Source organism: Labrys sp. F242 (genome assembly GCF_057813875.1).
In genome coordinates, this window is record NZ_JBVASG010000004.1 from 401424 (window position 1) to 426808 (window position 25385).

21 protein-coding genes and 1 pseudogene are annotated in these 25385 nt (G+C 61.8%); 8 read left to right on the top strand and 14 right to left on the bottom strand.

The genetic code is table 11. The annotated features are described in order from the left end of the window. The 3 genes from amaB to hglS are packed head-to-tail and all read right to left on the bottom strand — an operon-like array spanning nt 1 to nt 6016. Nucleotides 1–1578 (bottom strand): L-piperidine-6-carboxylate dehydrogenase, encoded by a 1578-nt coding sequence (amaB, locus tag ACZYTC_RS25300; RefSeq protein ID WP_441770784.1) that lies wholly within the window; start codon nt 1576–1578, stop codon nt 1–3. Further along, the gene (locus ACZYTC_RS25305) at nt 1575–4583 is read right to left on the bottom strand and encodes an FAD-binding and (Fe-S)-binding domain-containing protein (RefSeq protein ID WP_441770783.1); all 3009 of its coding nucleotides are present in this window, start codon (nt 4581–4583) and stop codon (nt 1575–1577) included. Before ACZYTC_RS25305 ends, amaB begins: the two co-directional genes overlap by 4 nt. Before the next feature lie 14 nt (nt 4584–4597). Next, nucleotides 4598–6016, bottom strand: a complete 1419-nt coding sequence (hglS, locus tag ACZYTC_RS25310; protein WP_488990847.1) for a 2-oxoadipate dioxygenase/decarboxylase HglS — start codon at nt 6014–6016, stop codon at nt 4598–4600. A gap of 240 nt (nt 6017–6256) precedes the next feature. Between hglS and ACZYTC_RS25315 the strand changes: the two genes are divergently transcribed. Further along, the gene (locus ACZYTC_RS25315; protein ID WP_454818032.1) at nt 6257–7156 is read left to right on the top strand and encodes a LysR family transcriptional regulator; all 900 of its coding nucleotides are present in this window, start codon (nt 6257–6259) and stop codon (nt 7154–7156) included. An 81-nt stretch (nt 7157–7237) separates the two neighbouring features. Here the strand turns inward: ACZYTC_RS25315 and ACZYTC_RS25320 are convergent. The 5 genes and pseudogenes from ACZYTC_RS25320 to ACZYTC_RS25340 form a co-directional block, all read right to left on the bottom strand. Further along, a pseudogene (locus ACZYTC_RS25320) lies at nt 7238–8520 on the bottom strand (NAD(P)/FAD-dependent oxidoreductase). A gap of 365 nt (nt 8521–8885) precedes the next feature. Further along, nucleotides 8886–10304, bottom strand: a complete 1419-nt coding sequence (otsA, locus tag ACZYTC_RS25325; protein ID WP_434960837.1) for an alpha,alpha-trehalose-phosphate synthase (UDP-forming) — start codon at nt 10302–10304, stop codon at nt 8886–8888. A gap of 32 nt (nt 10305–10336) precedes the next feature. Then, nucleotides 10337–11128 carry a trehalose-phosphatase gene (otsB, locus tag ACZYTC_RS25330; protein ID WP_488990848.1) on the bottom strand — a complete coding sequence of 264 codons (792 nt, stop codon included), beginning with the start codon at nt 11126–11128 and terminating at the stop codon, nt 10337–10339. Between the two features lie 116 nt (nt 11129–11244). Next, nucleotides 11245–11520 (bottom strand): ubiquitin family protein, encoded by a 276-nt coding sequence (locus tag ACZYTC_RS25335; RefSeq protein ID WP_434960835.1) that lies wholly within the window; start codon nt 11518–11520, stop codon nt 11245–11247. A gap of 364 nt (nt 11521–11884) precedes the next feature. After that, entirely contained in the window at nt 11885–12064 is a 180-nt protein-coding gene (locus ACZYTC_RS25340) for a hypothetical protein (protein ID WP_441770777.1), read from the bottom strand. A 242-nt stretch (nt 12065–12306) separates the two neighbouring features. Here ACZYTC_RS25340 and ACZYTC_RS25345 point away from each other — a divergent pair, with 242 nt between their 5' ends. Then, nucleotides 12307–12579, top strand: a complete 273-nt coding sequence (locus tag ACZYTC_RS25345) for a bifunctional hydroxymethylpyrimidine kinase/phosphomethylpyrimidine kinase (protein WP_488990849.1) — start codon at nt 12307–12309, stop codon at nt 12577–12579. Nucleotides 12580–12599: 20 nt separating this feature from the next. Here ACZYTC_RS25345 and ACZYTC_RS25350 read toward each other — a convergent pair whose 3' ends face one another. Then, nucleotides 12600–13580 carry a helix-turn-helix transcriptional regulator gene (locus ACZYTC_RS25350; protein ID WP_488990850.1) on the bottom strand — a complete coding sequence of 327 codons (981 nt, stop codon included), beginning with the start codon at nt 13578–13580 and terminating at the stop codon, nt 12600–12602. Nucleotides 13581–13740: 160 nt separating this feature from the next. Between ACZYTC_RS25350 and ACZYTC_RS25355 the strand changes: the two genes are divergently transcribed. The 3 genes from ACZYTC_RS25355 to ACZYTC_RS25365 all read left to right on the top strand — a co-directional run bounded on the left by ACZYTC_RS25355 (nt 13741) and on the right by ACZYTC_RS25365 (nt 16681). Continuing rightward, on the top strand, nt 13741–14838 hold the full coding sequence (locus tag ACZYTC_RS25355) for a class II histone deacetylase (protein ID WP_441770774.1): 1098 nt from the start codon (nt 13741–13743) through the stop codon (nt 14836–14838). Nucleotides 14839–14952: 114 nt separating this feature from the next. Further along, nucleotides 14953–15159 (top strand): hypothetical protein, encoded by a 207-nt coding sequence (locus ACZYTC_RS25360; RefSeq protein WP_434960831.1) that lies wholly within the window; start codon nt 14953–14955, stop codon nt 15157–15159. Nucleotides 15160–15163: 4 nt separating this feature from the next. Next, on the top strand, nt 15164–16681 hold the full coding sequence (locus ACZYTC_RS25365; protein ID WP_488990851.1) for a sodium:solute symporter family protein: 1518 nt from the start codon (nt 15164–15166) through the stop codon (nt 16679–16681). 97 nt (nt 16682–16778) lie between these two features. Here ACZYTC_RS25365 and ACZYTC_RS25370 read toward each other — a convergent pair whose 3' ends face one another. Together ACZYTC_RS25370 and ACZYTC_RS25375 are read right to left on the bottom strand one after the other, a co-directional pair. After that, nucleotides 16779–17414: a DUF1062 domain-containing protein gene (locus ACZYTC_RS25370; RefSeq protein ID WP_488990852.1), complete on the bottom strand. Its 636-nt coding sequence runs from the start codon at nt 17412–17414 to the stop codon at nt 16779–16781. A 399-nt stretch (nt 17415–17813) separates the two neighbouring features. Then, nucleotides 17814–19163: an MFS transporter gene (locus ACZYTC_RS25375; RefSeq protein ID WP_434960828.1), complete on the bottom strand. Its 1350-nt coding sequence runs from the start codon at nt 19161–19163 to the stop codon at nt 17814–17816. 372 nt (nt 19164–19535) lie between these two features. On the opposite strand from ACZYTC_RS25375, the gene gntR reads away from it, so the two are divergent. Beyond that, nucleotides 19536–20588: an HTH-type transcriptional regulator GntR gene (gntR, locus tag ACZYTC_RS25380; RefSeq protein WP_434961355.1), complete on the top strand. Its 1053-nt coding sequence runs from the start codon at nt 19536–19538 to the stop codon at nt 20586–20588. Nucleotides 20589–20637: 49 nt separating this feature from the next. Here the strand turns inward: gntR and ACZYTC_RS25385 are convergent, their stop codons facing one another. Continuing rightward, complete coding sequence (locus ACZYTC_RS25385; RefSeq protein ID WP_488990853.1) at nt 20638–21594, bottom strand: glycosyltransferase family 10 domain-containing protein; 957 nt, start codon at nt 21592–21594, stop codon at nt 20638–20640. Nucleotides 21595–21901: 307 nt separating this feature from the next. On the opposite strand from ACZYTC_RS25385, the gene ACZYTC_RS25390 reads away from it, so the two are divergent. Next, nucleotides 21902–22120 carry a hypothetical protein gene (locus tag ACZYTC_RS25390; RefSeq protein ID WP_434960826.1) on the top strand — a complete coding sequence of 73 codons (219 nt, stop codon included), beginning with the start codon at nt 21902–21904 and terminating at the stop codon, nt 22118–22120. A gap of 151 nt (nt 22121–22271) precedes the next feature. Here the strand turns inward: ACZYTC_RS25390 and ACZYTC_RS25395 are convergent, their stop codons facing one another. Then, nucleotides 22272–23009 (bottom strand): outer membrane protein, encoded by a 738-nt coding sequence (locus tag ACZYTC_RS25395; protein WP_434960825.1) that lies wholly within the window; start codon nt 23007–23009, stop codon nt 22272–22274. 381 nt (nt 23010–23390) lie between these two features. Between ACZYTC_RS25395 and ACZYTC_RS25400 the strand changes: the two genes are divergently transcribed. Next, nucleotides 23391–23564, top strand: coding sequence for a hypothetical protein (locus ACZYTC_RS25400; protein ID WP_454818010.1), 174 nt, complete (start codon nt 23391–23393; stop codon nt 23562–23564). 422 nt (nt 23565–23986) lie between these two features. On the opposite strand, the gene ACZYTC_RS25405 is transcribed toward ACZYTC_RS25400, so the two are convergent. Then, nucleotides 23987–24985 carry an extracellular solute-binding protein gene (locus ACZYTC_RS25405; RefSeq protein ID WP_488990932.1) on the bottom strand — a complete coding sequence of 333 codons (999 nt, stop codon included), beginning with the start codon at nt 24983–24985 and terminating at the stop codon, nt 23987–23989. Nucleotides 24986–25385 lie beyond the last annotated feature (400 nt).

Genomic DNA, 25385 nt, shown 5'->3' on the forward strand with positions numbered 1-25385 from the left:
TCACTCGACGTCGAACTTCACGCCCTGGGCCAGCGGCAGCGTGCGGCCGTAATTGATGGTGTTGGTTGCCCGCCGCATATAGGCCTTCCAGGCGTCCGAGCCGGACTCGCGGCCGCCGCCGGTTTCCTTCTCGCCGCCGAAGGCGCCACCGATCTCGGCACCGGAGGGGCCGATATTCACATTGGCGATGCCGCAGTCGGAGCCACGCGCCGACAGAAAGGTCTCCGCCTCGCGCATGTCGTTGGTGAAGATGGAGGATGACAGTCCCTGCGGCACGTCGTTATGCGCTTCCAGCACCGTGTCGATATCGCTGTATTTCATCACATAGAGGATGGGGGCAAAGGTCTCTTCGAGCACCGGGCCGACCTGTCCCGGCATTTCGACCAGGGCCGGAGCGACGTAATAGGCGTCCGGCAGACCGAGATCGACGCGTCCGCCACCGTGGACGGCACCGCCGGCCTCCTTCGCAGCGACAAGCGCCTTCTGCATGGCCTTGAAGGCGGCTTCATCGATCAGCGGGCCGATAAGCGTGCCTGCTTCCAGCGGACTGCCGATCGAGACCGAGGCGTAGGCGCGCTTGAGGCGCGGCACCAGGGCCTCATAGACGCTGTCATGCACGAAGAGGCGGCGCAGGCTGGTGCAGCGTTGCCCGGCCGTGCCCATGGCCGCGAAGGCGACGCCGCGCAGGGTGAGATCGAGATCGGCGGACGGGCAGACGATGGCGGCGTTGTTGCCGCCGAGCTCCAGGATTGCACGGGCAAACCGCTGGGACAGGCGCGGTGCCACCGCGCGGCCCATGGCGGTGGAGCCGGTTGCCGAAACCAGCGGAACCTTGTCATGATCGACCAGGAGTTCGCCGAGCTCACGATTGCCGTAGAGAACGCCGTGCAGGCCGGCGGGGGCCGCTTCACCCTCGACCGCGAAACGCGCCAAGGCACGCTCGACGAGCGCTTCGGTCGCCAGGGCGACCAGCAAGGTCTTTTCCGAGGGCTTCCACACCACGGCGTTGCCGCAGACCAAGGCAAGCGCCGTGTTCCACGACCAGACCGCCGCCGGGAAATTGAAGGCCGAGATGACGCCGGTCACGCCGAGGGGATGCCAGGTTTCCATCATGCGATGGTCTGCCCGTTCGGTGGCGATGGTGAGGCCGTAGAGCTGGCGCGACAGGCCGACGGCGAAGTCGCAAATGTCGATCATCTCTTGGACTTCGCCCAGGCCTTCGGAGGCGGTCTTGCCGACTTCGATCGAAATCAGCCGGCCGAGCAATGCCTTATGCGCGCGCAATTCCTCGCCGAGCAGGCGGACGAGCTCGCCACGGCGGGGGGCTGGCACGTTGCGCCAAGCCCGGAAGGCCCGATGGGCCATCTCGATACGCGCAAGCGCTTCCTCGGAGCTGGTTTCCTTCACGGCTGCCAGGGTCTCGCCCGTGATCGGCGAGCGGGCCGCAAGGGTGCCGCCGGTATAGAGGCTGGCCTTGACGCCGACCTGCTCGAGCAGCGCGATGGCGTCGGCGACGACGGACAGGGGCGCGGTGCTGGGTTCGGCGCCGGCGTGGCGCTGGGCGGACGATGCGGTCATCGGGGTTCTCCTTGCTGGGAATGCGGAATTGGCCGGGAATTCGGAACTGCGTCCTGCGGGGATCGGGGAAGGCTGTCGAGATGAGCGAGAAGTACCTGCGCCGGGTGGAGCGGAGAAAAGCCGGCGCAGCGCTTGGTCTGGCAGCGGCAGGAAAAGCCGGTGGCCAGCACCGTCGAGGGATCAAGGTCGGCAAGACGCGGGGCCCAGCTCATCGCGAACAGGTTTTTCGACATCTGCGCATGCTCGGCTTCATGTCCGAAAAGGCCGGCCATGCCGCAGCAGCCGGCCGTGGGCAGCTTGAGGTCGAGCCCGAAATGATGGAAGACGCGCGCCCAAGCCTGGCCGGTGCCGGGCTTTGCCGTCTTCTCCGTGCAATGGGGGAAGAGGTGATAGGCCGCCGCCGTGAAGGCCGGATGAGCCTGTCCCAGCCGGCCGCTTTCGAGCGCCTTGGCCAGGAATTCATCGAGGCTCTGGATGTGCAGCGGCTCCCCGAGTCCCGGGCCGGCATATTCGTGGTCGCGCATCAGCACGGTGACGGGCTCAATGCCGACGACTGGCAATCCCGTTGCCAGCAGACCGCTTTGATAGGCCCTGGCCGTGCCGGCGACCTTGGCAAATTCATCCAGCATGCCCAGGACATGCAGCGCCTTGCCATTGGCGGTGGGGCCGGCCCGATGCACGCGATAGCCCAGGCGGCTCAGCAGGCCGGCGACCGCGTCGACGACGCGGCCGTCGAACGAACTCGTGAAATTGTCTTCGAGCAGGATGATCTCGTCATGCCAGGAGTCGGCGGCGAGCCAGTCGAGATCGGCGCGGGAAAGACGCGGAGCGGGCACGGGCACGGACAGAGCCGGCAGATCGACCAGGCGCGTCCAACGCGCCAGGCGTGACAGGGCCATCAGCCGCAAACCCAGATTGGCCACTGTGGGAAAACGCCTGGCCAGCGACAGGCCGGGCTCCATCGCAGCGACGATCCTGTGGCGCAGCGGCCTGCGACGATGCTTGAAATAGCGATGCAGAAATCGCGATTTCATGGCGGGAATGTCGACCTTGACCGGGCATTGGCTGGAACAGGCCTTGCAGGACAGGCAAAGATCGAGGGAGGCCTTGAGCTGTTCCTCGATTGCGGTGTCTGGCAGTGCGTCACCCGTGGTGGTCGCGGTCGATCGCGCCCATTCGCGCAGCATCGCGGCCCGCCCCTTGGGGGAATGGCGGCGGTCGCGCGTAAGTTTGTAGGACGGGCACATCGGATCATGCCTGTCCCAGTTGAAGCAGGCGCCATTGCCGTTGCAGGCGATCGCCCGGTCATAATCGCGCTGGAGAGGAGCGGCGATGGCCCGGTCCTTCTCGCCCCTCAGCGGCACGGCATCGATGCGTTCGACCGGATACAGGGTGGCATCGACACTGGCGAGCTTGCCGGGATTGAGCAGGTTGAGCGGATCGAACACCCGCTTGAGAGCGCATAGCTCGTCATAGAGCTTGCCCCCGAAGAAGAAGGGAGAATATTCACCGCGATAGCCGCGGCCATGCTCGCCCCAGAGCAAGCCGCCATATTTCCTGGTGAGGGCGGCAACGGCATCGCTGACCGGCCGGATCAGCGCGGCATCTTCGGGGAGGCGCATGTCGAGGGCCGGGCGGACATGCAGGCAGCCGACATCGGCATGGCCAAACATGCCATAGGCGAGGCCGTGCCGATCGAGGATGGCGCGGAACTCTTCCACATAGGGTGCCAGCCTTTCGGGAGGAACGGCAGTGTCCTCGACGAAAGGCGTGCCTTGCTTGCCTCCGCCGAGACGGCCGAGCAGCCCGACGGCCTTTTCGCGCAGGGACCAGAGGCCGGCGATGGTCCTGGCGTCGGTGACGATTTTCCAGTCGAGAACCGTGCCGGGCTGCGCTGCGAGCAGGTTCGACAAGAGGGCCAGAGCCGCATCGACTTCGTCCTGCGTCTCGCCGACGAACTCTACGAAGTTCAGCCCACCCACCGGCCTGTCGTCATCGCTTCCCAGAACGCTCTCGATCTCTCCCCACACCACATCCTGCCTGGCGAGCGAAAGGATGGTGTCGTCGAGAATTTCGATCGCGGCCGGCTCAGCCTGCAGCAGGCGCTGGACGTCGACGAGGGCCGCCTGGAAAGTGGCGTAGCGCACGGGCACCAGCGCACGGCAAGCCGGGCGCCTGCGCAACCGCAAGGTCAGGCGGGTGGTGAAGGCGAGGGTGCCTTCCGACCCGGCCAGCAGATAGGGCAGGCGGAAGCTGCCGTCCTCGCCGAGCACATGTTTGAGATTGTAGCCCGTCAGGCCCCGGTTCATCTCCGGAAAGATCGACGCGATCAGTTCGGCGTTTTCGTCGACGACCCGCAAGACTTCCCGATGAATGCGGCCGGCGGCATCTTCCCGCCGCGCCAGCTCGCGCGCTTCGGCAACCGGCATCGTCTCGACCTGGAAGGTCTCGCCATTGGCGAGAACGATCTCCATCGCCTCGATATAGTCGGAGGTCTTGCCATAGATACGCGAGCCCTTGCCGGAGGCATCGGTGGCGACCATACCCCCCAGGGTGGCGCGCGAGGCGGTGGAAACGGTGGGCGGGAAGAACAAGCCGTAGGGCTGGAGATAGTCGTTGAGCTGGTTGAGCACCACGCCCGGCTCGACCGTCACCATCTGACGTTCGAGGTCGAGCTCGAGGATGCGGTTCATGTAACGGGAGGTGTCGACCAGCACCCCGCGCGTCAGCGACTGGCCGTTGGTGCCGGTGCCGCCGCCACGCGGCGAGAGCGGAATGCCGTGATCGGCCGCCAGCCGGACGACGCGGGCGACATTCTCGCCGTCGCGGGCAAACAGCACCGCAGCCGGCTCGACCTGGTAGATGCTGTTGTCGGTGGCATGAACGATGCGAGTGGCGCGATCGCGCGCAATGTCGCCGGCATAGCCGGCGGGCACCAGCGCGGACAGGAAGGCATCGAGCCCCGGGGGGACGGCCTTCTCCTCGACCTGCACTCTCATATTCATGGCTGCACCGATCCTTACGCGATGGCCATCATCGCCAAATGGGGATCGCCGAGCTGTGCGAGGGCCAGATCCAACGATCGCTTTTCGGTGGCGGCATAGAGGGCGAGTTCGTCCTGGACGGGTGCGCCGAGGGCGCCTTCGAACTCGATACGGTTCGAGCGCTCGCCATAATTCTGCTGTTCGTCGGTGCCGAGGTTCGACTGGAAGATGCCGGCGGCACTGACCGGCAGGAAGTCCTCGTAGACGATCGGATCGAAGCGCAGGAAGCCGGCCTGGACCAGCTCGTCGACGCTTGCGGGAAGCCGCTTGTCCTGCCGAGCGGCAAGGCCTTGCTCGGTCGCAGAATAGCGGAAATAGGCCAGGCCCAGGGCGCGCAACTCGGACCATTCATCAGGAAAAGCACGAAAGCGTTCGGCGAGTTCCGACTGATAGTCGCCGGCATTGGCGCCGCCTTGGCCGACGCGGACATCGGCGCGAACGCCCGACAGCAGCGTGTCATAGAGCCGACGCCCCTTCGGGGTGAGCGCGATGCCGCGCTGCTCGATTTCGCCGAAACGGGCGGTGTGCGTGCCCTCACGGCCATCATTGTCCTCGGCGAGGAACTCGATCGTCTCTTCGAGCGCCTTGAAGCTGGTTTGGCGCAGCAGGATGGCGCATTTGCGCGGGGGAGGCCCCTCGATGACGGCCTTGGGAATGATGCCGCGCGCGGGCATGGCGACCTGCACGGCGTCGATATCGAGGGTGCGCGGCGTCAGATGGTTGATATGCGGGCCCTTGAAGCTGACGACGTCGGCGATCAGGCGGTGGGCATCGTGCAACTTGTCATAGGTGCCGAGCGAGACCGTGGCCTTGGAATGCCAGCGAAAGGTTTCGAGCGCCTCCTCGACGAATTCCTGCGCCTCGCCAGGTGTCAGGCCGCCGTTGGTTTCGAACAGGTCGACCAGTTCCAGTGCCCGTGACGTGAAGATGCGCCGCGCCGCCAGGATGCATGTCGCCTCGCGGCGCAGGGCCTCGTCCTCGATCAATTCCAGCCGCAGCAGCGAGGTGAAGACACGGAAGGGATTGCTGCGCAGGCAGGCATCGTCGATCGGACGGAAGGCGGTCGAATGAACCGGGACGCCGGCAACGGAAAGGTCGTAATAGCCCACCGGGAACATCCCCATCACGGCAAAGACGCGGCGAATGTTGAACAATTCCTCCGCCGTGCCGAGGCGGATGGCGCCATGGCGCTCGACGCTCAAGCGGGCCAGTTCGCCATTGCGCGTCAGGGTCTCCCGCAGCTCGCCATCCTCGGCAAGGGTGGTATCGTTGACGTCGGCGACCAGCTCCATCAGCGTGCCATATTGCGGCACTTCGGTCCGGTACATCTGCGACATGGCCGTCGAGAACAGGGTGCGGATCTCGTCTGGATGCAAGAAGGTCTGATTGGCCATGTCCCGGGCTCCCACTGCGACTCGATTGGGCGACGATCTCATTCGCAATCGTCATGTTGCCGGAACTCATGCGCCAATGGACACGGGTTGAATAGCAATGTTATCTCAACAACTCATACCGGTTGGGAATGAACATGGCCGTCAGCCAAGCTGGGGGAATGATGAAACAATATCGCTGTTGGAAGAGACCATCGATCGCTCGATCTCTGGGGCGGTCCATGCGGGTCCGAGGGTGAAGCGATGCAGGGTCCGCGACGTTTCCTGCCCTCGATCTCCCTGCTTTGCGCCTTCGAGGCGGCGGCGCGCACGGGAAGCGTCACCGCTGCGGCCAAGGAACTCAACCTGACGCAAAGCGCCGTCAGCCGTCAGATCAAGCTTCTGGAGGAACAACTCGAAGTCGAGCTGTTCCATCGCGAAAAACAAACCATCAGCGTCACACCGGGCGGCGAAGCCTATGCTCGCGAGATCCGCGATGCCCTGCGCAAGATCAGCACCGCCTCGCTGATGCTTCGCGCCAACCCGCTGGGGGGAACGCTCACCCTGGCGATCCTGCCGACCTTCGGCACGCGCTGGCTGGCACCACGGCTGCCGCAGTTCCTGACGCACAACCCCGGCATCACCATCAATCTGGTGACGCGCTTGTCCTATTTCGATTTCCGGCAGGATCCTGTTGATGCCGCCGTCCATTTCGGCAGCCCGGACTGGCCCGGCGGTGAAATGGAGAAGATCCGTTCCGAGACCGTGGTGCCTGCCTGCAGCCCGGTCCTGCGCGACCAACTCGGGTTCAAGTCCGCTGCCGATCTCCGCACTGCCTCGCTGCTGCATCTGACCACCAGGCCCGATGCCTGGGAACGCTGGTTCGCCCTGCATGGCGCGCCGGCCCAATCGGTGCGGGGCATGCTGTTCGACCAGTTCGCCACGGCAGCGCAGGCTGCGATCGCCGGGCTCGGGGTTGCCCTGCTGCCCGAATTCCTCATCCTCGAGGAATTGGAAGCCGGTCGGCTGGTTCGCGCTCTCGATCTGCCGATGGTGAGCGCGGAGGCCTATTATCTGGTCTGGCCAGCCGATCGCGCCATGCACCCGCCCTTGCTGGCCTTCCGGCAATGGCTTCGCACACAGGTCTCGGTCGAGGACGACTAGGTGATCGCCGTCCGTGTGGTGATGTATCGGATCATAAATGATATATAATGCATTGATATATATATTATTTATAGTTTCTATTCAGAGTCGTTTATCGATCATATGAACGAGCCGGGCACCCACCTCGTAGCCGGCTTCCTTCCAGGACCTGAAGCGGCTGGCGTGAGTTCGGTCCTCGCCAGAGGCAGTTCGGCTTCGCTCATCGTGCCAAGGATGTGGTCCGCAAGCGCCCGGCCGAAGACGGTGCCGGGTGCGATGCCGCGGCCATTATAGCCGGAAAAGCCGACGGCCTGCGGCCCGTAGCTGTGGAAACGGGGCAGAGCATTGCCGGTCATGCCGATCTTGCCGAACCACTCATGTTCGAATTCAACCTGCTCGATGGCCGGGAACAGTTTCCGCAAGGCGCGCCTGGCCCAGTTCTTGTGGACGGCGGCACCGGCCCCGCTGAGAGCGCCCACGCTGCCGAAGACCAGCCGCCCGGATTGATCCATGCGGAAGGAGGAGAGCACGGTGCGAGTATCCCAGACGCCTTCGCCACCCGGCAGGATCTGCTTGCGCAGTTCCGGGGCGAGGGGAGCCGTAGCCAGATTGAAATAGGGCAGATGCACCTGCTCTTTGCGCACCTTTTCCCAGGGTCCCTGGCCGTAGGCATCGGTCCCGACCACGATCCAGGCTGCGGTGACCTGGCCCTGCGGGGTCGTCACCAGCCAGCGGCCGTCGCGATGCTCGACATTGGTGACGGGGCTGCCCGTATGGATGTGGCCACCCTGACGCAGCACCGCATCAGCGAGGCCCCTGGCATAGGCCAAGGGCTGGAGCGTACCGGCCCTCCTGTCGAGAAGGGAGCCGGCATAGGCGATCGTACCCACCCGCCTTGCGGTCTCCTCGGCATCGAGAAGTTCGACCGGAGCCCCCCGCTTGTGCCATTGGCGGGCGCGCTCTTCGATTTCCTGCAGTCCCTTGTGGCCGACGGCGCAATGCAGGGTGCCATTCGTCCTGAGCTCGCAGGCGATGTCGTGACGGGCGATCAGGTCCTTGACCACGGCCGGCGCGTCGCCGAGCATCTCCAGCAGACGCTCGCCATGGACCGGGCCCAGTTCCCCGGGCAGGTCCTGCGGCATGACCCACATGCCGGCATTGATCAGGCCAACATTGCGGCCGGAGCCGCCAAAACCGATCTCGACGGCCTCCAGCAGATGCACGCATGCGCCGGCCTGTGCCAGATGCAGGGCGGCCGACAGCCCCGTATAGCCGCCGCCGATGACGGCGACGTCGGCGATAACGGATTGGCGGAGCGGTTCGGTTTGCGGCGCACGGGGAGCGGTCTTTTCCCAGAGGCCGTGGGAGCGCGGATCATTCAGCACGGTAGGATCTCGCCAAAGGGACGCGGTTGTTTTGCCCAGATGCCCGATGCAGGCGACATCATTCGCCGTAGGCATGCGGGCTAGCCTTATCGCTTCCTGTCTGGCTCCGATATCCATGAATGGGCAAGAGGGCATTCCGGTTTGGAATGATCTGCGCATCGAAAACGCCTGGCGCGGCACGGCGTATCCGCGCGCCGAAGCTGCCGAACGAAGGACGCCGCTGTCATCCAGACGGGAAGGGAGCATCGCCGCCCCCTCCGCTCTCTTGACCAAAATAAATCATGAAATTCAATATTTTATATAAGAATCCTAATCTTATCTGAAAGTCCTATATTTTTATTGAAGCTTCGGTTTCCTGGGCGCGTTCAGGCACTGGCCTTTGCCGAGACCGACGCTTGCAGTACCTGCTTGTTTTGCGCTAGGTCATCGAGGAAGGCGTCGCACCAGTGCGACACGTCATGCACGAGCAGGAAATTCATCATGTTCTGCCAGCGTTCGCGCCGCTCCTGCAGCGACATGCTCAACGCGCGGGCAATCGCGTTGGCCGTCCCTTCGGTATCGTAGGGGTTGACCAGCACTGCGCCATTGAGCTCGCGCGCGGCGCCGGCGAAGCGCGATAGAACGAGCACGCCGGGATTGTCGGGGTCCTGGGCGGCGATGAATTCCTTGGCGACCAGGTTCATGCCATCGCGCAGAGGCGTGACCAGTCCGACCCTGGCGATCCGGTAAAGACCCGCCAGGATATGACGGCCGATCGAGCGATTCACATAGCGGATGGGGACCCAGTCGAGCGTGCCCATGGCCCCGTTCACCCGCCCGGCCTCCTCGGCCACCATTTTCTGCATCGTCTCATATTCCGGCACCTCGGAGCGGGATTTCGGCGTGATCTGCAGATAGGTGACCTTGTTGTGATAGCCCGGATAGGCGCGCAGGAAGCGCTCAAAGGCATCGATGCGCTGGGTCAGGCCCTTGGAATAATCGAGCCTGTCGACGCCGATGATGAGGTCGCGGCTTTCGACACTCTGGCGCGCCTTGCGGACAGCGCTGTTGCCGATAGCGACCTGCGCCATCTGGGCAAAGGACTTGGTCTCGATGCCGATGCCATGCACGGCGGCCTTGAAATGCAGCCCGTGATATTCGAACCGGCCTTCCCCGAGATCCCTGGCGATGCCTTCCCGGGCGAGGTAGCCGGCGAAGTTGTCGAGATCGTAGTCGGTCTGAAAGCCGATGAGATCGTAGTGGGACAGGCCCCGGATGATTTCCTCATGCATCGGCATGGCGGCGATCACATCCGAAGGAGGCCAAGGGATATGCAGGAAGAAGCCGATGGTGTTCTTTATACCCATCTGCCGCAATTCAAAGGCGAGGGGGATCAGGTGGTAGTCATGCACCCATAGGATGTCGTCCGGCTTGATCAGCGGAGCCAGGCGATGGGCGAACAGGCGGTTGACGCGAAAATAACCCGCCATTTCCTTGCGGCCATATTCGGCAAGGTCGAGCCGGTAGTGGCAGATCGGCCAGAGCACCCGATTGGCGAAGCCGTGATAATATTCTTCCACGTCGGTCTCGGTCAGATCGGTCAGCACATAGGAAATATTGCCCTGCTGCTGGAATCTGGGGGGAGGGGGCTCGACGCCGGGACTGGATTTTCCGGACCATCCGAACCAGATGCCCCCGCGCTCCTGCAGGGCGGCGTTCAGGGCAACCGCCAGACCACCGGCGGGTGCTTCACCGCTGCGCGCGGGAACGGGAACTCGATTGGAAATGACGACAAGTCGACCCATGGGAACTTTCGAATATTGATGACGGAATCGGATTAGGCCGCAACGCGGGCGATCAAGGCCCGCAAAGCCGTTGGCGATGATATCAACGCGCGAGCGCGCGTTTGGGTCCCTGCCGATCCGATACGGATCGATTGGCCGCCGAGGCTGTTGACCGTCTCGAACATGGCCTCGTCGGTGAGATCGTCGCCGATCGCCAGGGGAACTCTGCCCTTGAAAGGTGCTTCCTGCAGGAAGGCTTCCAACGCCTTGCCCTTGCTTGCACGCGCAGGGCGCAACTCGACCACCATCTTGCCGTGCTGAAGCGACCAGTCGGGCATGGTTGGGGCGAAGCGTGACATCAATGCCTCGACATCGGCCTTGCGCTCGGGAGCCAGGCGGTAATGCACCCCCAATGCCGCGCCCTTGTCTTCGACCACGACGCCAGACCACGCTCCAGCCTCGTCGGCGATGTCGCGCTTGAGCTGCTCGAAAGCCGAAGGGACGGTGAGGCTGTCCACCGCGCCGGAAGCATCACGCCGTTCGGCACCATGCAAGCCCGCGATGGGAAAAAGATGGGGGGCAAATAATTCGTCGGCGAGCACGATGTTCCGGCCAGTGACCAGAGCCATGGCACCCCCCAGATGCCGTGAAAGAGCCCAGAGGTCATCGGGCAGCGTCGGGGGAACGGTAATCGACAGCGGCGTCGCGGCAAGATCGATCAGCGTGCCATCGATATCCAGGAAAACCGCCCATTTGTCGGGCTCAGATAAGGCTGACGCAAAGACCGTCTCGCCAGCCGAGGGCGAATTGCCAGGGCTGTCCTGACTGTTTCTATCCTCATACATGGCCCTTTAGGTAGGCGCGGAGCGCGGGCAGGGCAAGCAAAAAAGCCATCGACAAAAGCCTGGGCGGGAGTGGCACGCAGGCATATCGCCATCATCCGCGGGCCAAGACGCCAAGTTCATTTCCGTCGCACATGGCGCTCCAGCACGACGGCCGGCAGATATCCCTCATGCTGAACCTGGCTCCACGGCATGTGTCGAAAAGACTTGCCTTGAGGCCGGACAAAGCCGCTGAAGAGGGCACCGGCACAATCGGGCCCGGTGTTGGGATTGCCAATGGTGACCAGAGCTTCCGGGTTCTGCTCGCGCAGCAGATCGATAAGATCCGCCACGGTCATGGGTTCCGGCAAAACCGGCATCTTCTCCCCCTCTCCAGCCACGAATGCGCAGGACATTCATGGTGCCCCTCGGAGGGTGTATTGAGATACCTCCGAATATCGAGATGCAACAGCGCCGATACATGGCGCACGAAAAAGCCTGACGCAACCAGGATATCCTTCAGGTGCACTTCCTGAAAGGGGAAACGTGGCTCAGAATCCCTCACATCATCTTGGCAAACAAAGGGAAAGTGCCGTTTGGTCAACTTGCTCGATCCTGCCTCCGATACCGTCGTTGAAACAATGTGCTACATGCAGATCCAGGTCGCACGAAATTTCAAGGTTTAATTATACCTCTTATCTGTCGAATCGGATTTTAGACCGCATGGTCTGGGCGTTTTGGGTGGGTGGTTTGCGCGAAAGCACGGCGGCCGCCTGCGCTTCATCCGGTACCCCGCGCGGACTGGAGATTGCAGCCGCCCCTCACCAGGGCCATTCGACCCATAGCGGCAATGACACAGACGAGGGCAGCGGCGGCAAATGCCGTGGCATAGCCGGCGACCACATCCGATTGCCCTGCGGCAACCGACATCAGCGCGGCCAGACCGATGGGTCGGTCCAAGTTCCGTGGCGGTGCTCATGACGCCACCGGCAAGACCGGCCTGGTGCTCGGGCACATGGGTGGTAGCGAGCACGGCCGAGCCCGAGAAGATCAGGGAGAGGCCGATTGCAAGCAGGATTTGGCCGGGCAGAAGCACCAATCCGTAGGAGGTCGCGCCATTGATGAAGGCGAGGACGGCGAGGCCTGTTCGCCGCTGGCGATCAAGCCGAGGCTCGCGGCGATGATGCCGGCAGTGGCGAGGATTGCTCCCGGCAGATCCAGACCGAGGCGGCATCACCGAGCATGCGGCGCCGCGTGTCGCGACCGGCAATCTGCGCGGCACCGGCTGTACACTGTCGGCGGCGATCGCTGCGCTCCTGCCCTCGCTTCCCCTGGTAAAAGTGGTGGAGGAGGCAGGGCTTTATCTTACCGAGGCACTGAAGGCGTCCGGTCGGTTGACGGTCGGGCGCGGCCGCGGCCCCGTCCATCATTTTCACGCCTTGTGGCGCGAGGAATTGCCGGCAGGCGGTGGCTGATAAAGTCGGCCATTACGTGCTCAGCGCCGCACGGCGCTGGCAAGTTCCGCCCGCGAACGGATGCCCAGCTTGTCGTAGATGGCCTGGGTCTGGTTGCGGATGGTGGCCGGTGCGCTGCCCAGCATCTGCGCCGCCTGCTTGTGGGTTGCCCCGCTGGCGAGCAGGTGCGCCACTTCGCGCTCGCGCGGCGAGAGCCGGTCGAGCTTGGATAGCAGCGAGAGTTCCAGCCTGATCAGGCTCGACTGCCGGCCTGCTCCGCGATCCTCGCGACAGCTCACCGCCACACCCTCGCGCTCGAACAGATGGATGCCGGGATGCAGAGCCGCTTGCCTGAGAGGCCGGGGCAGGCGATCGCCGTTCCAGCCGGGCCAGATGGTTCTGAGGAAACTATGGGACTGATCCAGGCCAAGATGGGCGAAGCCGGCTTCGTCGACCGCCAGTGTCGCCCGCTCGCCCGGCTCGTCCGCACTGCGACGCTCGAACGCGGCCTGCAGCGCCAGGAACAAGTGATCTACCGCGCATTGCAGAAGCTGCAGGTCCTCCCCGTCCCAATGCGGGTCATGGCACCGGGTGCGATAGACCGAGACGAAGAAGGTGGTCGCGCGCCCCGGCCGATTATGCATGGCGGAGGCCCATTTGCGGATGCCATAGCGCTCCGACAGTTCGGCCATCTCGTCGGTCTGCCGGGGCTGCCCACGGTCATAGATGCAGACCTTGCCGCGGTCCCGGCGCAAGGCCGTGGCGACCAGGTCCTGGCTGGCCATCGTCGACCAGAACGGGGCAAAACCGTCCGGCAGGCCAAGCGTGGAGGAGGCGGGCACAGTGGTGCGGTCGTCCACGAAGCGAGCCCAGCCATACCAGGCACAGTCGAAACCGAGCAGGGGGCGCAACAGCTCGAGGGCGTGGGCCGCCACGTCAAAATCCGCATCCTTGTCGGCGCGCCGGCCGGCTTGATGAAGATCGACCACGAATTGCGAGAACATGGACAGTTTGGAAGTCACATGCACCGACCCCGGATGGAGGGTTTTATTTTTGTCATGTTAACCGTGGACGGTGTTCGTCACAAGGTTGGTGCCCGCCGCCAATAGTGCATCTGCACCATTCCCGCCTTGTTTGCATGCGCTAGCCTGCCGGAAAACATGCAGATGAGGGAGAACTGCGATGACCACGGGATGGGTGTGGCATGAGCGTTTTGGCTGGCACGACACCGGGACGGCGGCCGGGTTCCTGAAGGGCGAATTCATCCAGCCCCTGCAGCATGTCGAGTCGCCGGAATCAAAGGCCCGTTTCGCCTCCCTGGTGGAGGTCTCCGGCATCGCCAAGGCCCTGAAACGCATCGAGATCACCAAGGCTAGCGACGAGGACATTCTGCGTGTCCATACGAGCGAACATCTCGACAAGATGAAGGCGCTCAGTGCCGACATCCGCGGCGGCGACATGGGCGACGGCGTTTCGCCCTTCGGCTTTGCCGGCGTGGACCTCGCCTGCCTGGCTGCCGGCGGCACCATCAGTGCGTTGCGGGCGGTGGTGCAGGGCGAGGTCGCCAATGCCTATGCGCTGGTGCGCCCCCCCGGCCACCACGCTCGCCCGGAGAAGGGCATGGGCTTTTGCATGTTCGCCAATGTCGCCGTGGCGATCGCCCATGCACGTGCCAAGCTCGGTATCGAGCGCGTGGCGGTGGTCGACTGGGACGTGCATCACGGCAACGGGACCGAGGCCTGTTTCGAAGCCGATCCCGACATCCTCACCATCTCCCTGCACCAGGATGGCAATTTCCCGCCCGATACAGGCAAGGTTGCCGATCGCGGTGTCGGTGCCGGCAAGGGCTCGGCGATCAACATCCCGCTGCCGGCGGGCTCGGGTGAGGGGGCCTATCTCGATGCCTTCGACCGGGTGGTATTGCCGGCAATTGCCCGCTTCAAGCCCGATGTCATTATGGTGGCGAGCGGCTTCGATTCATCCAATGCCGATCCGCTCGGCCGCATGATGCTGGTTTCCGGCTCCTATCGCCTTATGACCCGTCGCCTGATGGATCTCGCCGCTTCGATCTGCCGGGGGCGGTTGGTGATCAGCCATGAGGGCGGCTATTCGCCCTTCTACGTGCCTTTCTGCGGCTTGGCCGTGGTTGAGACGCTCAGCGGCGTCGAGACGGGCGTCCAGGATCCCTATGAGGCCTTCTGGAAGGACCTGCCCGGACAGGATCTGCAGCCGCACCAGAAGGCCCTGGTCGATGCGGTGATACAGGCTTGCGGCCTGTGACGCCTATTGGCCGCGACGTGAAGAACAACAAGAATGGTGCGTGCGGAAGCCCAGCGAAGGGCTTCGACGGCGCGCCGCCCACCCAGCAGGAGAATATCGAGATGGGAGGACGAAATGGAAAGGCAAGCGTCTGACTTTGGCCGTGTCCGCCGCCTTTTGCTGTGGCTCAACCTGATCATCATGCTGTTTCCGCCGATCCATCTGGCGATGGCGCGCGGCAGTCTCGGCATGGCGATGTTCTTCTTCATGGGCAGCGGCCTGTTCCTGGTCGTCAGCCTCACCTATCTGCATCGGGCGAGCCCGGACCGGGAAGAGGAATAGGGCCATGGACTTCCTGATCGGTTATGGGCTGCTGGCCCTGTTCTTCATCGGCGTCGTCGTGGTGCTGGAGCGCACCCGCCAGCAGGGCCGGGACTTCACCGACTATGCGGTGGCCGGCCGCTCCTTCGGGTCATGGTTCCAGACCATGGCCTTCCTCAACACCTGGCTGCCCGGGACGATCTTCATCGCCTTCGCCGGGCTTTCCGCCTCAGCCGGGGTGATCGGCTACTATGTGATCTCCTATTCGCTGCTGGCGGTGCTGTTCATGTTCCTGATGGCGCAGCGCGTGTTCGACTGGGGCAAGGCGTTCAACCTGCGCACCCAGGCCGATTTCGTCGGCATGCGCTACAATTCCACCAGCGTGCGCGTGATTGCCGCCGTGATCGGCGTGATCTCGGCCTTTCCCTGGCTGGTACTCGCCTTCCAGTCGCTTGGCCTCGTCTTCTCCTATCTGTCCTTCGGTGCGATGGCGCCGACGACGGCGGTATTCGTCGGCATCGCGGTACTGGCCGTCCGGCAGATCTGGACGGTGCGGCTGGGCATGCGCGGCATCGTGATCTCGGACATGATCCAGGGCATCTTCGCCTATGGCGTCGGCGGGCTGGTGGCGCTCGGCCTGATCGTCTGGCTGATGTCGCAGGGCCTGGGCTTTGCCGGCCTGCCGGAGAGCTTTGCCAGCCTGCCGGGTCTGCACAGCGATCTCGGCCCGCTCTACTATTTCTCGCTGGTGTTCACCGGCGCGATGGGCTCGTGGTGCTGGCCCGATATCTTCGTGCGCCTGTTCACGGCCAGGAGTGCCCAGGCGGTGCGCAATTCCGCCCTCAAGGCGGCGCCGTTCATGTTCGTGTTCCTCGCCATCATGCTGACCATGAGCATGCTGGCCTCCCAGCTTCCGGAGGTGGCGAAGGCACCGGACAATGTCTGGTTCCTGGCGGCCGGGCATGGCGGGCCGTTCGTCCTGGCGCTGGCGGGCGTGGCCGTGTTCGCCGCCACGGTGGGCAATGTGAACGCCATCACCGCTGCGGTCGGCACCCATACCGCCCAGGATATCATCCATGTCGGCGGCGCGGATGAGGCCACCAACACCCGTACCGCGCGCATCACCATCGTCATCGCTACCTTGCTGGCGGTGGCCGGGGCGGTGGCGACCGCCAATGTCACTGCCGGCCTGCTCACTCTGGCGCTCGCCTCCTATCAAGGCATCGTCCAGCTGGCGCCGGCGCTCTATCTCGGCATCTTCTGGCGCCGAGGCAACGCGGCGGGTGCCGCCAGCGGTATGGTCGCCGGTTTCGCGGTGGCCGTGGTGCTGCAGTTCCTCTACCCCGTGTCCATTCCAGCCTTGGCGGGGATGACCTCGGGGGTGGTTGGCCTCATCGTCAACACGCTGGTCTACGTCGCGCTGTCCTACGCATTGCCACAGAATGAGGCCGAGCGCCGGCGCATCGGCCGGCTGTTTGATGGCGCGGCGGAAGAGGCGGGCGATGATATGCCGGCCGGCAAAGCGCAGCCGCGGCCGATCTGATGGTATGCAGTACCCCCGCGCCGCAAGTTTCCGGCGTGGGGGCCTCGTGCCGAGCCCCGGGCAGACGCGGCTCCGCCGCCATGAAGGCGTCAGCTATCTACGGCCTTGAATGTCCCGAGGCCGCATCGCCGATCATCGTTTGGTCCGCCTCATCGGCAAGGTTGAGCATGATTGAGGCGCCATCTGCCACGCGCTTGCGCAGGGCGTCGGAACGGCCGGGTTCCAGGCGCAACCCTTCCTGGCGGTGGAGCGATTGCAGCCTTGCTCGCGACAGGCCGAGTTCGCGCGCCAGGAGGCGGTCCAGGCGAATTCCCGCTGGCAGGTCGACACTGAGTTCGACATGCAGGATGGACCAGCCATCCGGCCGGTCGAGCACTCGCTTGGTGACGTCGACCTCGGCGCATTCCTCGATATGGAAGGCGTGCGAGCGCAAGGCTGCGAGATCGAAAGCCTGGTGACGAATCCAAATCGGATCGTTCGTCTGCAACGCGGCGAGCATATCCGGAGGAATATCCTGCACGGGCCGGCGCTCGAACAGCGGCCTGTTCCAGCTCTTGTCGCAAACCGGGCATTTATAGATCAGCCAGGCATCGAGCCGTCGGCCATTGGCATTGAGCCTTGCCTTGCCGCTGCAACGGAAGGGGCGGGCGATGCCGCATCCGGTGCAGGCCAGCCAGGGTTCAGGGGGGCTTCGGGGCGTGACGGTCCAGCGGACCGTGAGAAGATTGCACATACCGTCTCGGTCTTCCGTAAGGAAGTCCAACGAGATGGCGATCGGAGAGGCCCGTTACGGGCACGGTATGGCGATGTTCGCTGGGGAGGGAGCTGGGGCAGCGGCCTGTGTGCATGGCACATTCGGACAAGCCAGACCGGTCTCGGACCACCACCCGGTGAACACGATTACCCGCCGGGCTGCCGGCTGGCCGCCCAGGCGATGGGATGGAAAGGAAGAGACCGGTATTTACTTAGGCAAAATCGAACCTCGGCGCCCCAACGCTTGCTGGCGGATTGCTTAGCCGGCCAGGGGCGTCCTGGCAATCTGGCCGGTGATGAAACTGCAAAAAGAAACCGCCGCGCAATCCGAAGATGCGCGGCGGCTGTGACGAAGTCCGATTGCCGGGGAGCCCGCCAATCAGCGGCCTGCATTCTCCGGCAGAGGCAGAGGTTCCGCCTTGCCGACGATGAAGGCGTAGGAAAAGGCGCCGAGCACGGCGAAGCCGGCCGCCAGGGCGAAGGCGGGCGTATAATCGCCATGGAACATGTCGAGCAGGAAGCCGAACATGAAGGGGCTGATGATGCCGGCAATGTTGGAGGCAAAGTTCTGGATGCCTCCGATGGAGGCGACATGGCGCGAGCTTGGCGCCACGTCGGCGGGCAGGGACCAGATCCCGGTCGCGGCGATCGCCAGGCTGGAATAGGAGATCGCCAGGAAGAACAGGGCCAGATAGATGGAGGAGGCGAAGGCGGCAGGCAGGATAGCGGCCCCGCCCAAAAGGCCGCCGACCATCACGACCTTGCGCACCGTGGTAACGTTGGCGCCGCCACGGATCAGGCGATCGGCATAGGCACCGGCGATCCAGGCCGTCACCACCGCGGCAAGACCCGGCAGCATGCCGAGGGTGCCCAGTTCCTTCAGATTGAGGCCGCGGGCGTTCTTGAGATAGTCGGGGAACCAGGTGAGGAAAAAGTAGATCACGAAGTTGAGGCAGAAGAAGCCGAGCATCATGCCCCAGACCGTACGGTAGCCGAACAATTGCGACCAGCGGATCTTGGTGGCTTCGCTGTCGTCATTGGCCTCGGTGCGTCCGCCATTGTCGGCGATGTATTGACGCTCGAGGTCGTTGGCATCGGGATGATCGACGGGATCGCGATAGTACCAATACCATACAAGCGCCCAGACGATGCCGGCCATGCCGAGGATCACGAAGGAATAATGCCAGGTCGCTACGACGAGAAGGCTGGTGACGATGGGCAATGAGAGCACCGTGCCGACCCGCGAGCCGGAATCGATCACTGCGGTGGAGAAGGCACGCTCGCCCACCGGAAACCAGCGCGAAGCTGCCTTGGTTGCCGCCGGATAGGCCGGCGCCTCGCCGGCGCCCAGTGCAAAGCGGAAGGCGAAGAAGCCCCAGAAGCTGCGGGCGAGGGGGGTGAGCGCCGTGAAGATCGACCACCAGATCGCCGCGATGGTAAAGGCCCGGCGCGAGCCGACCTTGTCGGTGAACCAGCCCGCGATCAGCATCATCCCGTCATAGGCCCAGAAGAAGGCGCCAAGGATCAGTCCCTTCTGGGTATTAGTAAGATTGAGGCCGAGATCCGCATCGATATAGGGCAGCGCCACGCTCATGTTGGCCCGGTCGAGATAGTTGATGACCAGGCCCGCGAAACACAATGTCAGGATGATATAGCGGGTGCGAGAGGCGCCAGGAGGCGCTTTCTGACTGCCACCCCGCGCGGGTGAACTAGCGGGTGTCGTATGCATGATCGGGTTCCTCCTCCCGTAGGCGTTTGTTCGTGGCGTTCGTCACGACCTTTCCGAATGGCCGCAGTTCATTTCGAGAGCGGTTCGCACAGGTGGCGAGCCGAGAGCAGGATCCAAGTCCTGGAGATGAAGTCAGCGTAAATTCGCCTGCCTTCTTGGAGAAAGGCGGGGTGTCTAGACGAGTATTGAAAGGTGATCACACTTCCCGGCGCGCAAGAATTGCCGACCGGCATCAAAGAGGCTCATAACCAGCCTATATGCCGGTCCTGCCACATTTTCCTCCCGTTCAACTTTGGTCGAACTCCTTAGTGATTGCGCAATCATTTTGCAAGGTCTATCTTTGCATCGAAAAAACAGCGACGGGCCTTCGACATGAAAAGACCCAAGAAACGTTCAGGGAAGAAACGCATAACATTGGTCGAGATTGCCGAGGCTGCGGAAGTTAGCGCTATCACCGTGTCGCGCGCCCTTCGCAATCCGCAATCCGTTTCGCATGAGCTCAGGCAACGCATTCAGCAAATCGTCGACGATCTGGGATATGTGCCCGATCCTGCAGCGAGCGCGCTGGCTTCGGCTCGGACGAATGTCATCGGCGTGCTGATTCCGTCAGTGACCAACAATGTTTTCGCGGATGTGATGCGTGGGGTCTATGCCGAGGCAGAGGCTACCGCCTTCCGGGTACAGTTGGGCAATACCCGCTACTCCCTGATCGAAGAGGAAAGGCTGCTCCGGGTGTTCCTCAGCCAGCGCCCGGCCGGCCTGGTCGTGGCCGGCATCGATCAATCGGAGGCGGCCCGTGCGCAGCTCCTGCAGGCCGAGTGCCCGATCGTCCAGATCATGGAGGTCGGCCACGACCCTGTCGATATGATGGTCGGGTTTTCGCACCATCGCGCCGCATTCGCTGCCACGAGGCATCTGGTGGAGCGCGGATACCGGCGGATCGCTTTTCTGGGTGCGCGCATGGATCCGCGCACGCAGAGGCGCCTTCAAGGTTTCATCCAAGCGCTGGACGAAGCCGGCTTGCTCGATGAAAAGCTCATCGTCACGACCCCCAGGCCATCCACCGTGTCGCTGGGTTGCGAGTTGATGTCAGAATTGCTGGCGCGAGCGCCCGACGCCGATGCCGTGTTCTGCAACAATGACGACCTTGCGGTCGGCGTGCTCTTCGAAGCTCAGCGTCGCCGTATTGCCGTCCCCCAGCAATTCGGCATTTGCGGTTTCAACGATCTGGACATCATGGCTGTCGCGAATCCCGGTCTCACCAGCGTCAGAACCCACCGAGAAGAGATGGGAAGGAAAGCCATGAGGATGTTGATCGACAGGATTGGCGGAAAGCATATCGAGCCGCGGCTGATCGATCTGGGTTACGAGTTGGTCACGCGGGAGAGCACGGCGCGCCATATGAGCATAACGGCTCCGGCCTGATGGTTGCCGGTACCTCGATCCGCTTCGGCTCCAATTCCTCGTGTCATTGCTATTCCGAGAACCCAGTCGCATCTATTTCGATCGGCGAATCGTATTTGATTCGAGAAATGAGATGCTCCTTTACACATTTACTGAGGCGCTGTGACCAGTGCGTCGTATAGTCTGTCAGTAGATCCTCGAAAGTCTTGCGGAACGGCTTCGTTTTCCAGTTGAAAAAGGCGTTATATGCTTGGTCGTCCGACGCCAATTCCAAGAGGTAATTTGCCAGGGACTGCGGGTCAGGATACAAACTGGCATCAATATAACACCGATCTCCCGGAGCAAATTCCTCGATATTAGGTGCGCCGAGATAGACCGGAACGGATCCCGCCCAAAGTGGGTCGAAGAATTTTTCGGTGACGTAGTCCTCGGCGCAGGCATTCTCAAATGCAATGGTGAATTTGTAGTCGGCAATCGTCTTCAGTTTGCTCCTACGTCCAAGATCAGGATCAAGGACGCGATTCCGCATAAACCGGCCATAGGAATCAATTGCTAGGTACTGGGCTAAGTCCTGGAGATAGCCAGATCTGCCACTTTGATCGAACCGGCTGGAAATAAAGGAAGCTACGAGCGTGTCTTTGTTGTAATGCGACGGCGGCCGACGAAAGCTTTCATACATGGCGGCGATGTCACCATGAGGGTTCGCGTAATTCAACGTGACGTCTGCGGTTCGTCGATAAGTCATCGTGAGATCGAAGGCCGCCATGAAATTGGGGTCGGACATGAATGGATAGTGTTGCTCGCACTCCATGGACCAAGCGACCCAAAGCTGTCTTGGGCGCTTTTCTGGCGGCGTTTCGCTCGCCCCAGCGGTCGGCGTCCGCTTGAACCGCCATTCGGGCAGATGGAAGACGACTGCATCGGCAGCGCTAAAAAGGGTACGATCCGTCGAGAACTCGATTCCCTCAACAGGCCCGGGCAAATCGAGCGGCGCTCCCCATAGGGTATCGTGGAAAAGGATCAGCATGCTGGGATATGGCCACTTTCTTGAACCAGCCTCATAATATAAGAAATTATATTTGTTTTTTCAATACGTTTTTATATTACGCTACGTAAGTTTTGAACATCCTTTGTGATGATGCTTGCATTGTGATTGATCGATTGGGGCTTAGGCGATCAAGGCGCGTCTATCCAAAGGAAGGACGGGCACTCGCCTCGCCTGAAGAGCTTGGAACCGTCGTGGGGTTCGCCAGGGTGCCGTTGCGTTAAGTCTAATTGGTGACTCGATCTGTTTCGGGGCCCCGGTAAGGTTCTTCCAAGAATGAGGAGGATACATGCCTAAGTACATCGTCCCGAAACGGCAAATCAGCCCATTTGGGCTTCGCATGGATCCCGAACTGCGAAAGCTCCTCGAAGGACAGTCGAAGCTCAAGGGCCTTTCTCTCAACTCTCTGATCGTCTCCATCTTGGAAACTCACGTCCACGGCACGATCAATCTCGTCGATCGAGTTGCCAAATTGGAGGAGCAGTTTCAGGAGGTTCTTACCAAATAGGGCCCTTATGGCGTTCAAAGGGGAGGTGGTAAGGAGAGCCTTTTGCAGAGTGTTGCCGCCCCCTGCCGCTATTCTCACGATCTGGCTGCAGGGCGCAGAAATAAAAGCCCGGCATATCGCCGGGCCTTGTTTGCATTCTGGCTGATGAGTATCAGAACTTGTAGCTGATGCCGAGATTGACGGTGGTCTGATTCCAGCCGGCCTTGACGCTCGGGTCCGTCACGACATAGCGCTTTTTCTGGAAATCAGTGTAGCGCACTTCCAAGCGGCCGATCCAATTCTGGGTGAAGGCATATTCGGCGCCGGCACCAATGGTCCACCCGATATGGGTGTTGGTGTCGCTGGTGCCGTAGGCGGTGCCGAAATACTGGCCGGAATCCGACAGCTTGCCGTTGGCGAAGGCGATACCACCCGTGGCGTAGAGCAGGATGTTGTCGAGAGCGTAGCCGGCGCGCAGCCGGGCCGAGCCCTGCCACTCGCTCTTCATCTGCAGGCGGCCGCTCCAGCCTCCACCATAATAGCTGTAGCGATGGCTGCCCTTGAGATCGGCATAGTCGATATCCACCTCGCCACCGATCACGAATTGGTTGATCTGGTAGTTGTAACCGGCATGAGCGCCGCCCACGAAGCCGTTCATATTGAAATGATCAGCAACCGACTGGGTCTGGGCCGGGGTAGGGGGCAGGAGCGGGCCGTTCTCGGAATAATTGTCGTTCTCGCGGCCCCAGCCATAGCCCGCATGCAGGCCGATATAGGGACCGGACCAGTCATAGGGCGTATAGACGGGAGCGACGGGTTCGACCGGTCGCGGTGCGAGGTCGGCAGCGTCAGCGCCGCCGGCAACCAAGGCTGCGACCATCACGGTCGGTACGAAAACTGCCTTGAACATAAATTGTTCTCTCCCACATGTGTTCACCGAAAATCCAGCGGCTGGCGCTGAAACTTTCCTATTTCAGAAGCTATGGGGACGTCGCGTTTTCGAGTCAAAAGAATATAAATTACCTTAGGGAATATATCGCACTATCGGAATAATATGTGGCAAAATTGCAACAATTATCAGCACTTTCGGTCAAATTTTACCTCCTTTCTATGCTTAATATCCACCACGCGCTTGGATTTCTCGAATTGTCTAACTAAGATACACTCTGATCATTCATAATCGTCGCTTCGAACAGCCATATTGATTGACATACTCTAATTCGATACCTAATGAATATTGATTATGCGTTCAAATGGCATCCGCCTGCTGCGATATATGATGAGGTATGAGATGGCCGCCACTGCTGCGAAGAAACTCGATGCCGGGAGCGCCGCTCCCGTGGCCACTATCAAGAAGACGGGCATTCTCGTCGCCCGAGCCCCTTATGAAGCACCCAAGGTGCTGTCCTTCTCAGTCAAGAAATTGTCCACCGATAATGCCCTGTCAATGTTGGGCAACACCTGATCGCGCATTTTTGACGATCCTCGTCATGGAGCGTGTCTCCGCTCGCTATTTACAAGCAAGCAGATGCGCGCCTGAGGCGGTATGGCAAATATGGCACTCACATCTCTGCTGCCGGAACCGCGAGCTTCGTGCTGATAAGGCCATCCGATTAGATGCGCCCCGATCTCGAACGCCCGGACCGGCTTGAGGGATGCACGGCACATTGACTTTGGCACCGACCACCTGTCGAAAATGCCCCTTGGCCCGGCCGGAGGCATGGGATTATGTTCCATAAGATAGATTATGCGAATTAATTCCCTGTAGAGCTCCGCTGAAACGGTCATACCTCTCCTCATTGGACATATCTCTTTTCCAAGGCGCAACGCCTTGGAAATTCAATGTGATGATGGCGGTGTCAAAGACACCGCCCGTGATTGGAGTGCTTACTTGCGAAGCTCGGTCCAGATCTTCTTGTAAAGCACGTCGACCTCCGGCGGGCACATCAGCGCCACGGTGCCATGGGCCTTGGCATCGGCGGGAACGACAATCTCAGGAGCGTCCCTCATCTCGGCTGGCATGTATTTTTCCGAGCCTGCGATGCCATTCGCGTAATGATGGAAGGTGGAGTTCAGTGCAGCGTTCTCAGGATCCATCATGAAATTCTGGAACAGCCTGGCGTTGTCGACATTCTTTGCTTCTTTCAGCACCGCCACATTGTCGGACCAGTACGTGAAGCCTTCCTTGGGATAACCGTAATGGATCTGGGGATGCGCCAGGCGCGTGCGCAGGGCCGCCCCGTTCCAGGTCAACGAGGCCTTGAAGTCGCCTGCCCCCATCTTTTCGATGGCATTGTATTCCATGGCGATCCAGTTCGGCTTGGCGGCCGTCAGAAGGTCACGGGCTTTCTTCAATAGCTGCTTGTCGCCGGTGCACTGCTCGCCGCCGACGTAGCGGATGGCGGCCGTAATGACGTCCTTCATCTCCGGAACGACGTTGACCTTGCCCTTCAGCTCGTCCGGCGTCTTGAAGATGATATCCCAGGTGTTGATATCGCCCTTATACGCCTCGGTATTGACGACGACGCCAATCGTACCCCATGCCCACGGCACGGAATATCTGCGGCCGGGATCGAAACCAGGATCTGCCCATTCCGGAGTGACGTTCTTGAAATTCTCCATCTGGCCGGGATTGGTTTCGAGCAGCAATCCTTCCTTGATCCAGATCGGCAGATAAGTCTGCGAGGGCACGACGATGTCGAAACCTGAACCACCCTGTCGCGCCTTGGCAAGGGCCGTATCGTTGGAATCATAGTCGGTGATGGTGACCTTGACCTTGTATTGCTCCTCGAATTTCTTGATGAGCTTGGGGTTGGTATAGTTGCCCCAATTATAGATGTTGAGCTCGCCTTCGGCATGAGCGACGCCCGTCATGGCAAGAAGCATCAGCACCGATCTGGGGATGGACCATTTCAAATACACAGGGGATTCCCTCCAACACATTCATCGATCTATCTGCCGTGAGGGCCTCGAACAGTCCAGAGGCTCAGCGCATGACTGTGAAGATATAGTCTGACCTATTTGACGCAGGCCCCGCGTGCAGCCAGATCGTTTTGGGTCAAGCCAGAGCAGCGTAGATGGATCGGCTACGAACTCGACGGTCTATTGGGTCCCCAAATCCGAGAGGTAAGCGGGCCGTGCGCCGCGTCACGTTTGCCCAGACACGGCAAGCTCAAACGCCTCAGCAACTGGTATCGCGGCCAGCCCGGCACGAAGCTCAATTTCAAAATGCCCAGTGCCCCCAGGTTATGCTCTTTCCAAAAAGGCCTTGGCGACAAGCGCGGAC